Raw genomic sequence first — 12,458 nt, 5'->3', positions numbered from 1 at the left:
TATACAAATAAAGGGCTGCAGGATACTTTTAGTTTAAAAAACACTCATAATTTATGTATCAATTGATGATGTATTAGTAAGGTTTAAACTAAGCTGTATGTTAAACAAACAACACACAGCTTTATTTAAAATTAAAGATTTATTTAGATGCTATTTCCCATACGGCAATAGAGCCTGATATTTCATTTCCAACAATTAAGAGTGGATTTCCTGTTGCACTTTGCTCTGCTGAAACGAATACCATTCCTTCAGGTGCTAAATCGCCTGTAATATTCGCTCCTTTAATTAAGCCTCTATTATAGAAGTAGTCTTCAAATTGCACATTGTATGGATTAGTAATGTCGTAAACCATAATACCGCCCATACGTTCTAATCCAACAAAAGCAAATGTACGATCGTCAATTTTACCAATAGTCAGCGCTTCAGGCTCTGCGCCTTTATCATCTGAACGTGAGTCACCTTTGTTTTCATCTTCATTATTGTTAAATGATTCACCATGCACCGATGCTGTTATACGTGCTATATCGTCACCTGAATCAAAAACCACCAGCCCATTGCTATCCCAAATAGTAAAAGAACGTGCGCCATAGCCGTAAAGCGATTCGTATTGTCCGTCGTTATTGGTATCGCCTTTTATTGTTGTTACTTTTAAGCGACCAATATCATCATCGTCATTATTTAAGTAATCAAAATTAGCAGCAAGCGTTAAATCTTCAACGCGACTCTCATCTATATAAGCTAAGCAGCCGTCGTCTTTATCGTAATCAAGTCCGCCCTTTGCTATACAGTCTGCTTCATCCGTTGTATCAAAAAAGTATTCTCTTGCGTCACCTTCGTTGGCAGTAACTATAAAGTTAGCGCCTTTCCAACTAAAGCTTGAGATAGTATCGGGCTGGTACATACCATAGAGCCCTGGGTATGATTTTAAATTAACACCGCCGTCTTTATCTGAGGCATCAAGTTGTAAGCTTGACCAATCTTTAAAGCCTAAGCCCTTTAGCTCAAGACTGTTGTCTTGTAGGTTAACTATTGCAAGTGCATTGTTTTCTTGAATAGATACATAAGCATATTTGTTATCTTTAGAAATGCTAACGTACTCGGGCTCTAAATCCATAGCTACTGTGGTATTTATTAGATTACCGTTAATAGTACGACCATTTGGGTTTGCAAAAACTACCCCTTGCGCTTCTAGTTCGGTTTGTTTGTTGTTATAGGCTTTAAAATCAATATTTATTGCTGTATCGGCTATTACATTATTTGTTATATCGATAATACTAATAGAACCTTCAGGATCTACGCTGTAGTCGCCACTTGGTTCACCTTCGTTAGCAACCACTGCCTTTGCACCATCATGGGTGAACGTCACCATGTCTGGTAAAAATCCGACTGTAACATTTTTAATAAATACAGGTGAGTCGCCGCTTATATCGTAAAAAGCAATTTGACCTGCATCACCCGTGCTTTCAGCAGCCATTGCCACTGCAAGTAGATTGTTATTTTCATCAATAGCAATGCTGTTTGCATCGCCTTGGGTAAACTCGTTTAAAGGCAACGTAATAACGGATGTTAAATTTGTGCCGTTTATAACCCCTTCGTTATCTTTAACGAGTGCGGCAGTATCAAAGGTGTCTGCGGGTAAAATATTAATAACAGCGTCATCACCTGAACTGTTAATAGCGTAAATCCATTTTTTAGATGCTTGATATGCAACTATTTCAGCTGCACCTTCTGGGCTTTGTGCATTTAATACACCTCTACCCACAAGGTTAATATTTAATGCTGAATTGGCATTTATACCATTTAACCCATTAGTCCCACCTGTGCCTTGTTCTCCCTGTAATCCTTGAGAGCCGTTTTGACCATCGTCACCATCAAGTGAGCAACCAGTAAGAACAGATATAAGTGACAGCGCAATAATTGATTTTTTAAACATGTAATTTTCCTTAGTATTGTATTTGCTAAATATCAACACACAGGCATGACAAGATTATGGCAGTTTTAATACAGCCCCTTAGCCTAAGTAATTAGCTTATACGCTAGCGGAGTTATTAAAATTAAAGCGGCCGTATAGCCAATCGTTTTTACAGTCGGGGAATAATTTCGTTTAATTGCAACCCCTAGCAAAGGTCTAAGTACATCAATACGTGTAATACCCCATGTAATAACACCGCAAAAAGACCAAGTCCCTGTAATAATGATGAATGGTTCAGCAACAGGCCCTAAACTTAAAGGCTGTAGTAAAAAACACAAAACAATCAAAATGCTTTGATGCAATAAATAAAAGGGAAACACCCATACATTGAGCTGTTTTAAATAGTAAGTATTAAAATTTAAAAATCGACGAGCGAGCGCAAGTACAAAAAATACACCTACAACACGTTGAATATTGTAGCTACCGATTAAAATAAAATGAGGAAGAGTAAACACCTTCTGATAACTTAATATTATAAGTACAAACAAAACCGCAAAACTCAAAGCCAGTAATACCAAGTTTTTATTTAAGCAGTTCCAAAAGTAAGTGTTTTTAGCAAGTATGTATCCTGAGAGTAGCAGTATTAAGCTGTTAGTCTCTCTGATTGAATCGCCAGTTAAGTAATGGCTTGTAAATAGTTTGGCAATAATGAGCAAGGTAATTAAAAACCCAAATGACATACCCCCTTTAACAAATGTTTTTAAAGGCGCAATAAAGGGCAAGCGTGCAAAAAGAGTTAAAACAATAATGATCAGCATAAATTGCCACAACGAGCGCAAATACCATAAGTGATTTACATCCACATTCGGCCACACTCCAGACTGATAATTAATAAAAAGCGTATTGTTCGTCTCTATAAAAGCTAAATAAAATTGCCAATAGCTAATATCAATAACACCTTGCTGCGACATTTCTGCAAACAGCTGAAAAGGCACTATTAGCCATAATCCCACCAGCAAGGGTAATAGTAAAAAAATGGAACGATTTAAAGTGAACAATAACCAAGGCTTAAAGCCGCTTACTTTATCAATCATAAAACGCAGTGCTACGCCCGATATAAACCAAATGAGCAACATGCGCCAAGGTGAAAACACCAACATTAAATATTCAATATACTGCGATGTGTAATTACTTTTAAAATGAAATCCCCAGTTTTCGCTATACAACATGCCAATGTGATAAAAAATTAGCGACGCAAATGCGATTACCCTAAGCCAATCAAGATAATATTTACGCGAATTAACTAATAAAGGGTGTTGTGTTTGAGCGCTCATGCTTTTACTACTTAATAAATGTTATGCGCTATTGATACCTAAAGCTCTCGCTAAAACTATCTATAAGTGCTTATATTACAAGCAATAGTGATAAAAGGTGGTATACAGGGATAAGCGTGCCACATCAGCAATAAGCATATATTTATGAACCTACAGCACTTTCAACGTTTTCAAAGCATTTACGCATCAGTATTACTGTGTGCTTACGTATTAATTAATAATACAGTAAACGCTACAACCCAAATAATGGAAGCCCAAAGAGAGGGTGTTTTAACATTTTTAATGTGGGAACCTTTTGTTTGGGAGTATTCAAGTGCCTTGAGTACTTTGCTTATATTCCCTATTTTAATTTGGTTTTTAAGATACTTACCTTTTAATTGGCAAAACATTACAGCCTCATTAGGTATGTACTTTGGTGCCTCTATTATATTCAGCGTGTTACACGTTGGTATTATGGTAGGGGTTCGTAAATTCATATATTTGTTGAATGATGGGTCTTACAACTTTGGACTTAGTTGGTTTGAGCTTATTTATGAATACCAGAAAGATGCTATAAGCTTTGTATTTTTCATCGTACTTATCAAAGTATATCAATATGTGGTGCAGCAATTATTAGGTGAAGCTTCTTCAATTGAAGAAAGTGAGCAGCAAACAACATCGACCATAAATCGCTTATTGGTTAAAAAGCTCGGAAAAGAATTCATTATAAAAATAGAGGATGTTGATTGGCTTGAATCGTCGGGTAATTATGTAAACCTACATATAGGCTCACGTATATATCCTTTAAGGGCAACGCTTACAGCATTGAGCAAACAACTTGAAGTGCAGGGGTTTTGTAGAATTCACCGCAGCCATGGCGTAAAACTCGATAAAGTGGAGTCCATTACAGCACTCCCCAGTGGCGACAGTGAAATAAAACTAACAACAGGTAAAGTACTTAACTTGTCTAGACGCTATAAAGAGCAATTTAAACTTCAGCTAAAATAAAAAAGGCTACCTAAGTAGCCTCTATTGTTATTTTTTAACTGGGCGTTTCCAACCCGTTAAATTACGCTGTTTAGAGCGTGCTATTGCTAATTGGTCATCTTCAACGGTACTGGTGATCACAGAGCCTGCACCAATTGTTGCAGTTGCGCCTATATTTACTGGGGCAACCAGTGATGAATTAGAACCAATAAAGGCATTATCGCCAATAATAGTTTTTGCTTTGTTAACACCATCGTAGTTACAGGTAATAGTGCCAGCGCCAATATTCACTTTTTCGCCAATTTCAGCATCACCTAAATAACTTAAGTGGTTGGCTTTAGAGCCTTTACCTAGACGGGTTTTTTTCATCTCAACAAAGTTACCAATGTGTGAGTCTTCTTCCATTACAGCGCCTGGGCGAAGGCGAGCATAAGGACCAAGCGTACACTTATCTGCAACTGTGGCATCTTCAATCAGTGTATTAGCTTTAATAATAACGTTATCACCAATACTACAATTTTTAAGGACACAGTTAGGACCTATTTGTACATTATTACCAAGCGTGACCGTGCCTTCAAAAATAACGTTTACGTCGATAAGTACATCTTCACCGGTGGTAACTGTTCCTCGCACATCAATACGCGCAGGGTCAGCAAGTGTTGCGCCATTTAACATTAACTCTTCTGCTTGCCATGCTTGGTAAGCGCGCTCTAAGCCTGCAAGTTGTACGCGGTTATTTGCGCCCTCAACTTCCATTGCATGGTCTGGCTGAGCTGAAGTGATTTCTACGCCTTCACTGTGAGCCATTGCAACGATATCTGTTAAGTAGTACTCGCCTTGTGCATTATTGTTAGATAAGTTACCTAACCATGTTTTTAATAGCTTACCGTTAACAGCCATAATGCCTGTATTTACTTCGTTAATAAGTAACTGCTCTGGGCTTGAATCTTTTTGCTCAACAATACCGACTAACTTACCTCCGGCACGAAGCATTCGACCATAGCCATTTGGGTTTACCAAATTTACCGTTAATACAGCTAAACCATTTTTAGGTGTTGCGGCTAATAAACGCTCCAGTGTTGATTGTTTTGTTAGTGGTACATCACCGTATAAAATTAATACCGTGTCTTCATCATTAACATGAGAGTTGGCTTGCGCTACTGCGTGGCCAGTACCAAGTTGTTCAGCTTGAAGTACCCAATTTACATTGTTATCGGCAAGTTGTTGTTGTAATAGTTCGCCGCCGTGCCCGTAAACTAGGTTTGTAGTCGTTGCACCCAATGCCATCGCATTATCAATAACGTGCTGTACCATTGGTTTACCTGCAACTTTGTGCAAAACTTTAGGTAAAGCAGAGCGCATACGAGTACCTTTACCCGCAGCAAGAATAATAGTTGTTAGAGCCATTAAAACAATTTCCTTTTTTCGTTGTTTTAGCTAAATAAGTCTTATGTTCGATCAGAAGATTACGTAAATCACTTCTTGTGCAAATACTCAGTAGGTTAGTTTATTAGTACTGAATCTTGACTGAAAAAACACACTTAATTGGATGACGTTATTGTAGCGAGGATTGGTGAAGGATATAAGTGAAAATTATCGTTATAGTGCTTTCATTCTTATTAAATTAAAAAGTAAAAAACTCAATAAAGCTTACTTAGGCACTTCTATAGCTTTTACTAGCTTATTATTGTTAATAGTAATAGTGGTAAAGGCTAGAGTACCAAGCTCTTTTGCATAGCTTAGCTGTGTTATCAAACCAACCTTTAATGTGTAAATAAGCTCAGCATTCGCTTTAAAGCCTAAATTCAAATCATATAAATAGATATTAGAGCCATCAGAATGAAAAAGTTTATTATCATTAAGTGCAAATGAATGCTTGTATAGAACAGAGTTTAATTCAAATTCATGGGTTATCAAATTATTCCAACTATCAAAAATCTGTAACTTATTTTGCGCAGAAAGGAATATAAACTTTGAGGTTGAAAGTTGCTCAAACCAAACTGGATTGCTAATTGGTAGCAACATACTTTTTTTGGTAGCCCTATCATATAGGTAAGCCGTGTTACTGGTAGCTATATCACCCCGCAAAATGTAGCCTATATTTTTGTTATTCAAATACTCTACATTTACAATATTACCATCAACTGTAATAGTATCTTTTAAACTTAACTCAGCAGTGTCGCGGATATCAATTACATTGCTCTTTAATGCTAATAGCTCTTCCCCATCACTTGAAACTTTCATTATTGAAAAATCAATAATGTTTGATTTAATACTCACAGTACCCGTAGCAGTATCTAAAACAGCTAACCTTTTTATTTGTGCATCATTAAATAAATAATAAATATATCCATTATTAGTGTTCTGAGCGTTGAATGTATTTATATTTTCCGGTGCAATATCTTCTAAATTAAGGGCATCTAAACTGAGTTGATAAATGTGGCGGGTGTACGGGTATTGTGTCGCTAGCATTTCACTTGGGCTCAAAGGTAACGTAGTTGAATAACCTGAAACTCCCTGCATAGATACTTTTTGAAGTAATTTTTGACTAACGAGGGAGTACTGATAAAGAATATTATCAACATTATCGTACCAAAGTAATGAGTTCGATTTTTGATCGTAGTTTAATGACCAGATACGATTTTTGGTCGTATAAAGGTGAGTTTGAGCTCCGCCTTCAGTATCTGCAATGTACAATTCACTAAAACCAAATTGATGGCGCTCGAAAACCACCTTATTTTTATCTTCTATATGAGCCAGAAATTTATCACCGTAAGAATTTAAATTGGGAGAGCTTATTTGATACTCTTCACCCGTTATGAGGTTACGATTCATCAATACAGCAAGCTCATCCCGATTACGGTAACCAAGTTTAGAATATACAAAATTCGTATTATTAACCCCTTCACCAAAAAAAGGTAAATTATTACAATCAAACAAATGCTTTGCTTCACCTATAAAATTACTATCAATAATAAACACTTGGCAGTCTTTCTTGCCACTATTCTGTCTATAAATAATATCACTATTATTATATGACCAACCAACTGGAGTTAATTCATATCCTATTTTAAATAATACCTTTTCTCTGCCTGTAATAAGATCTTTATTGATTAAATAAGACTCTAGCCCTTCATTTTTTGAAACAATAAACGCTAAGTTCTTTTCATTAGGTGAAAGTACAAGAAAACTATGGGTTCCATCTTTCATTGATAAAACCTCTTCTTGGTAGTCTTTGTAAGTTGTTTTTACTTCACGATTTTTGACTGGCCAAATAAAAGAAATTAACAGGATACTAACTAATAAAAGTAGTAGGAACGCCCTTAAGCGAGTTTTATTTATTACAGGTTTTGCTTTTTTTATTACATCTGGTTTATTAAGGTTATCTATGGGGAGGTTTTGGTATTCGCTTCCAATAAATTCAACGCTAGGAACAAAACTATATCCTTTACGATAATGGGTTTTTACTACTAGCTCGCTTTGTTGCGGCGATTTTAATATTTTGCGAAGTTCTGAAATAGCTCGATTAATGGCGTTATCGTCAACATAAGTCTGACACCAAACATCTTCAATTAGATTTTCGCGGGTAATAATCATGTTTTGATTTAAGATAAGGTAACTTAAAATTTTGTACAGTAGTGGCTCTAACTCTTTTTCTACAGTGCCATCACTAATTATTTGCCGCTTTATATTTAAACACCAAGCACCAAATTTGACTTCTACTACTGAATCAGAAAACTCTGCTTGTTTCATTTTTTCACTTACTTTATATCCTTATAGCAGTCTATTCGTTGCTTGATTTTCACAATAAACCGCCACACTCCATTAACTGAAGGTTAACAGTTTAGTGTTTCAGTGTCATCTCTTCAGGCACAAAAAAGCCCACTTAAAGTGGGCTTTTTACAAACCGGATAGGCTTACTTGTGACGTAATTGCTGAATTACGCGTAACTGAGCAACTGCTTCTGCCAGTCGCGTAGCCGCTTGCTGATAATCAAACTCAACAGCTGACGAATTCGCCATATGTTCTTCAGCTTCACGTTTAGCTTTTTGTACAGAATCTTCATCTAAATCTTCACCACGAACCGCAGTATCTGCAAGAATCGTGATGTGATTTGGTTGAACTTCTAATGTACCGCCAGCAACATATATCACATCTTCGTGACCAAATTGCTTAACTAAACGTACCATACCAGGTTTAAGGGCAGTTAGTAGTGGAGCATGGCCTAGGTTTACACCCAACTCGCCTTCACTACCAGATACTTGAATCGATTCAACAAGACCAGAGAACAAACTCTGCTCAGCGCTTACTACGTCAAGATGTACAGTCATAGCTGTCATACTACCCTCCTAGTTACATGCCTTTGGCTTTTTCTTGAGCTTCTTCGATAGAGCCAACCATGTAGAACGCTTGCTCTGGCATATCATCAAATTCACCGTTTAAGATGCCTTTAAAGCCAGAAATTGTATCTTTTAGTGATACGTATTTACCAGACGCGCCTGTAAACACCTCTGCCACGAAGAATGGCTGAGATAGGAAACGTTGGATTTTACGTGCACGAGATACAAGTTGCTTATCTTCGTCAGAAAGCTCGTCCATACCTAGGATTGCAATGATGTCTTTAAGTTCTTTATAACGCTGAAGAACTGTTTGAACGCCACGTGCTGTATCGTAGTGCTCTTGACCAATTACTTGTGGGTCAAGTTGACGTGAAGATGAATCAAGTGGGTCTACCGCTGGGTAGATACCAAGTGACGCGATATCACGTGAAAGTACTACTGTTGCGTCTAAGTGAGCAAAGGTAGTTGCTGGAGATGGATCCGTTAAATCATCCGCAGGTACGTATACCGCTTGGATTGATGTAATTGAACCCGTCTTAGTAGAAGCGATACGCTCTTGAAGCACACCCATTTCTTCAGCAAGTGTAGGCTGGTAACCTACCGCTGATGGCATACGACCAAGTAGTGCAGATACTTCTGTACCAGCAAGAGTATAACGGTAGATGTTATCTACGAAGAAAAGTACATCGCGACCTTCATCACGGAACTTTTCAGCCATAGTAAGACCAGTTAACGCTACGCGTAAACGGTTACCAGGAGGCTCGTTCATCTGACCGTATACAAGCGATACTTTATCAAGTACGTTTGAATCGTTCATCTCATGGTAGAAATCGTTACCCTCACGTGTACGCTCACCAACACCTGCGAATACTGAGTAGCCGCTGTGCTCGATTGCGATGTTACGGATAAGTTCCATCATGTTTACAGTTTTACCAACACCGGCACCACCGAATAAACCAACTTTACCACCTTTAGCAAACGGACATACAAGGTCGATAACCTTGATACCAGTTTCTAAAAGTTCAACTGAACTTGATTGCTCTTCGTATGAAGGTGCTGCACGGTGAATAGACATTCGGTCTTCTTCGCCGATTGGACCCGCTTCATCGATTGGCTCACCAAGTACGTTCATGATACGACCAAGTGTTGCTTTACCAACTGGAACTTGAATCGATTCACCTGTATTCATAACTAAAGCACTACGACGTAAACCATCAGTAGTACCCATAGCGATAGTACGCACTACACCGCCACCTAGCTGTTGTTGAACTTCTAGAGTCAAACCAGCTAAATCGCCATCTGTTACTCTTAGTGCGTGGTATACCGCTGGCACGCTATCTTGTGGAAATTCAATATCCACAACGGCGCCGATAATTTGGACGACCTTACCTAAACTCATGTCTATTCCTCTCGTTAATCTTTACCCGAAGCATTAAACTGCTGCTGAGCCAGAACAAATCTCACTAATTTCTTGTGTGATTGCTGCTTGGCGAGCCTTGTTATAAACAAGCTGTAGCTCGTCCATAAGGTCACCTGCGTTATCAGTTGCAGCTTTCATTGCAACCATACGAGCAGCCTGTTCAGAGGCAGCATTTTCTACCACACCTTGGTATGCTTGAGACTCAATAAAGCGTACTAACAAAGACTCTAAAATAGCCTCTGGATTTGGCTCGTATAAGTAATCCCATGTGTGAGCAGATACTTCTTCTTCAGCTTTTGGCAAAGGGAGTAACTGATCTATAATTGGCTCTTGCCTCATGGTATTAACGAATTTGTTATATACCAAGAATAAACGGTCTATTTTGCCTTCAGAAAATGCATCAAGCATAACTTTTACAGGACCAATAACGTCTTGTACTGAAGGTTTATCTCCTAGGCCCGCTTTTTTAGCGAGTAGTTGACCACCAAAACGTTGAAAGAAGCCAGCTGCTTTACTACCTAAAGTAGCAAATTCAGCATCAACACCTTTTTCTTTCCACGCTTTAACATCAAGTGCAACTTTCTTAAACTCGTTTGAGTTTAGACCGCCACACAGACCACGGTCTGTAGAGATAACAATATAACCAACTCGTTTCACTTCACGATCTTTTAAGAACGGGTGAGTAAAATCAAGATTTGCTTGAGCAACACGACCAATTACTTCACGTAATTTGTCAGCGTATGGACGGCTTGAAGCAACGCGTTCTTGCGCCCTTTTCATTTTAGACGCAGCAACCATTTCCATTGCGCTAGTGATCTTTTGAGTATTTTTAATACTCCCGATCTTGCTTTTAATCTCTTTTCCGCTGGCCATGACTCTCTCTCCGAATCAAGGTGTGCTTTAGTTTCCTAAAGCGCACCATTAATAACTAAATTACCAAGTTTGCGTAGACTTGAACTTCGTTAGAAGTTCTTTAAGCTGCGCTTCGATCTCGGCATTCAAGTTACCAGTTTCATTGATTTGAGCCACAAGCTCTGCGTATGTGCTATTTGCATACGAAAGTAAAGCTGCTTCAAAGTCACCGATTTTCGCGATTTCGATGTCTTGAAGGAAGCCTTTTTCAGCAGCAAATAACGACAAAGACATATCAGCAACAGACATTGGCGCGTACTGTTTCTGCTTCATTAGCTCTGTTACACGCTCACCATGCTCAAGTTGAGCACGAGTTGCATCATCAAGGTCAGACGCGAACTGCGAAAACGCAGCTAATTCACGGTACTGAGCTAGGGCTAGACGGATACCGCCACCTAGTTTCTTAACGATTTTAGTTTGTGCAGCACCACCAACACGCGATACCGAGATACCAGCATTTACTGCCGGACGGATACCTGAGTTGAATAAGTCAGTTTCTAAGAAGATCTGACCATCGGTGATAGAGATAACGTTAGTCGGTACGAACGCAGAAACGTCGCCGCCTTGAGTTTCAATGATTGGCAATGCCGTCAATGAACCAGTTTTACCTTTCACTTCACCATTAGTGAACTTTTCAACGTAATCTGCGTTTACACGCGATGCACGCTCTAAAAGACGAGAGTGAAGGTAGAATACGTCACCTGGGTATGCTTCACGGCCTGGTGGACGCTTAAGTAGTAATGAAATTTGACGGTAAGCAACTGCTTGCTTAGACAAATCATCATATACGATTAATGCGTTTTCACCACGGTCACGGAAGTATTCACCCATAGTACAGCCCGCGAACGGTGCTAAGTACTGAAGTGCCGCAGATTCAGAAGCAGATGCAACAACTACGATAGTATTTGCTAGTGCACCATGCTCTTCTAATTTACGAACTACGTTTGCAATAGTAGATGCTTTTTGACCAATCGCAACGTACACACACTTAACGCCTGTGTCTTTTTGATTGATGATTGCATCGATTGCTAGTGCAGTTTTACCTGTTTGGCGATCCCCAATGATAAGTTCACGTTGACCACGACCAACTGGAATCATCGCATCAATAGATTTATAACCAGTTTGAACTGGCTCATCTACAGATTTACGCTCGATTACACCTGGTGCAATTTTTTCTACAGGTTCAAACCCGTCGTTATCTAGAGCGCCTTTACCATCGATTGGAGCACCTAGTGTGTTTACAACACGACCAAGTAAACCAGGACCAACAGGAACTTCTAAAATACGACCAGTTGTATATACTTTTACGCCTTCAGTAAGGTCAGCGTACGGACCCATTACTACTGCACCAATTGAGTCGCGCTCAAGGTTTAGTGCGATAGCATAACGGCTGCCAGGAAGCTCAATCATTTCACCTTGCATACAGTCAGCAAGACCGTGGATGCGGATGATACCGTCAGTAACAGATACAATAGTACCTTCGTTACGAGCTTCACTTACAACTTCGAACTTCTCAATACGTTGTTTGATCAGATCTGAAATTTCAGTGGAATTAAGTTGCATGCTCTTTTTCC

9 protein-coding genes are annotated in these 12,458 nt (G+C 38.8%); 1 reads left to right on the top strand and 8 read right to left on the bottom strand.

Annotated elements, in window-relative coordinates; genetic code table 11:
• Nucleotides 1-139: 139 nt before the first annotated feature.
• Entirely contained in the window at nucleotides 140-1,933 is a 1,794-nt protein-coding gene (locus tag GQR39_RS18735; protein WP_165736331.1) for a choice-of-anchor I family protein, read from the bottom strand.
• 83 nt (nucleotides 1,934-2,016) lie between these two features.
• The gene (locus GQR39_RS18730) at nucleotides 2,017-3,246 is read right to left on the bottom strand and encodes an acyltransferase family protein (protein ID WP_165736330.1); all 1,230 of its coding nucleotides are present in this window, start codon (nucleotides 3,244-3,246) and stop codon (nucleotides 2,017-2,019) included.
• A gap of 144 nt (nucleotides 3,247-3,390) precedes the next feature.
• Here GQR39_RS18730 and GQR39_RS18725 point away from each other — a divergent pair, with 144 nt between their 5' ends.
• Nucleotides 3,391-4,233, top strand: coding sequence for a LytTR family DNA-binding domain-containing protein (locus tag GQR39_RS18725; protein ID WP_121953905.1), 843 nt, complete (start codon nucleotides 3,391-3,393; stop codon nucleotides 4,231-4,233).
• Nucleotides 4,234-4,260: 27 nt separating this feature from the next.
• On the opposite strand, the gene glmU is transcribed toward GQR39_RS18725, so the two are convergent.
• From glmU to atpA, 6 genes are all read right to left on the bottom strand, one after another.
• Nucleotides 4,261-5,619 carry a bifunctional UDP-N-acetylglucosamine diphosphorylase/glucosamine-1-phosphate N-acetyltransferase GlmU gene (gene glmU, locus GQR39_RS18720; protein WP_101163105.1) on the bottom strand — a complete coding sequence of 453 codons (1,359 nt, stop codon included), beginning with the start codon at nucleotides 5,617-5,619 and terminating at the stop codon, nucleotides 4,261-4,263.
• A gap of 243 nt (nucleotides 5,620-5,862) precedes the next feature.
• Nucleotides 5,863-7,965, bottom strand: coding sequence for a winged helix-turn-helix domain-containing protein (locus GQR39_RS18715; RefSeq protein ID WP_165736329.1), 2,103 nt, complete (start codon nucleotides 7,963-7,965; stop codon nucleotides 5,863-5,865).
• A 164-nt stretch (nucleotides 7,966-8,129) separates the two neighbouring features.
• The gene (locus GQR39_RS18710; protein WP_007377666.1) at nucleotides 8,130-8,552 is read right to left on the bottom strand and encodes a F0F1 ATP synthase subunit epsilon; all 423 of its coding nucleotides are present in this window, start codon (nucleotides 8,550-8,552) and stop codon (nucleotides 8,130-8,132) included.
• A 13-nt stretch (nucleotides 8,553-8,565) separates the two neighbouring features.
• The gene (atpD, locus tag GQR39_RS18705; RefSeq protein WP_007585971.1) at nucleotides 8,566-9,951 is read right to left on the bottom strand and encodes a F0F1 ATP synthase subunit beta; all 1,386 of its coding nucleotides are present in this window, start codon (nucleotides 9,949-9,951) and stop codon (nucleotides 8,566-8,568) included.
• A gap of 33 nt (nucleotides 9,952-9,984) precedes the next feature.
• Nucleotides 9,985-10,845: a F0F1 ATP synthase subunit gamma gene (gene atpG, locus GQR39_RS18700; RefSeq protein WP_007585974.1), complete on the bottom strand. Its 861-nt coding sequence runs from the start codon at nucleotides 10,843-10,845 to the stop codon at nucleotides 9,985-9,987.
• Nucleotides 10,846-10,905: 60 nt separating this feature from the next.
• Nucleotides 10,906-12,447: a F0F1 ATP synthase subunit alpha gene (gene atpA, locus GQR39_RS18695; protein ID WP_007585976.1), complete on the bottom strand. Its 1,542-nt coding sequence runs from the start codon at nucleotides 12,445-12,447 to the stop codon at nucleotides 10,906-10,908.
• Nucleotides 12,448-12,458: the final 11 nt, after the last annotated feature.

The organism is Pseudoalteromonas sp. C8, from assembly GCF_011378685.1.
In the GTDB taxonomy this organism is placed as follows: Bacteria; Pseudomonadota; Gammaproteobacteria; order Enterobacterales; family Alteromonadaceae; genus Pseudoalteromonas; species Pseudoalteromonas arctica.
The sequence above is the reverse complement of the archived record's forward strand: the minus strand, read 5'-3'. Positions and strand labels throughout refer to the sequence as shown.